The sequence below is a fragment of the Vibrio sp. D173a genome, from assembly GCF_030248475.1.
Map to the genome: position 1 here is coordinate 1 of NZ_JAHGAH010001150.1, position 868 is coordinate 868.

2 protein-coding genes are annotated in these 868 nt (G+C 42.9%); both read left to right on the forward strand.

What is annotated here, in order from left to right:
• A partial coding sequence (locus KIV40_RS31935) for a penicillin-insensitive murein endopeptidase (RefSeq protein ID WP_285353347.1) occupies positions 1–412 on the forward strand: 412 nt, incomplete at its 5' end.
• A 252-nt stretch (positions 413–664) separates the two neighbouring features.
• Positions 665–868, forward strand: a 204-nt coding sequence (locus KIV40_RS31940) for a hypothetical protein (RefSeq protein ID WP_285353348.1), incomplete at its 3' end; no start/stop codon positions are given.

The window sequence follows — 868 nt, forward strand, 5'->3', positions numbered from 1 at the left end:
CGTCGATCTAAAAAACTATCGATTACGAACAGAAAAATGGGAGAAAAACCATTTTGAAGTGCTTCGCTTTGCGGCAAAAGACCCAAATGTTGCACGTATCTTCGTTCACCCTGTTATAAAACAAGCGTTGTGCGATCAAGAAGTCACGCAACAGGCTGAGCGCGAATGGCTTGGCAAGATACGGCCGTGGTGGGGACATCACTCTCATTTTCATGTTCGACTGCATTGCCCGAAAGATGCGACGAACTGCGTCGAGCAAAAAGCGCCCCCCAAAGGCGATGGCTGTGGATATGAGCTAGCAAGTTGGACACCTCAACAGATCCCTGTACCACCTCCAACGAAAGTCGCTAAATCTAAGCCTAAAAAGAAAAAGGTGATGCCGGATCAATGCTCAACAGTCATCACTTATTGATCGTTTTTGTTTTAGATCTTCGTTTTTAATGAAGATCAGAAACTGGAGAAATGTCACACTTTTGTCTAGAGGGAGTAAAGAGTAAATAAGAATATCGTTTGATATTTCATTTTCACAATCCGACAAAAACAAAAACAGAGTCGAAGTGGCATAGTTGGGTCATAACAAGAATGTTTTTGGGGTGACAAATAGGACTTACACGCCGTACATAAGAATTAAAGTCCCGTCGATATGTAATTCGAGGACAAAACCATGACAATGATTTGTGCGAAGGAGTTTTCCGAGTGGTTGAGGCATAGATTTAGCAGTGAGGTTTCTGGTGTTTCTTTAACACGAGAAGATTTAAACAGCCTAACAGGGCGACAGCGCGTTGACCCGGGTTTCATTAACGATGTGCATTATGAGTTGATGCAATATGGGATGGCCTTTGTAACAGACACAAGTCGAGAGAACTTT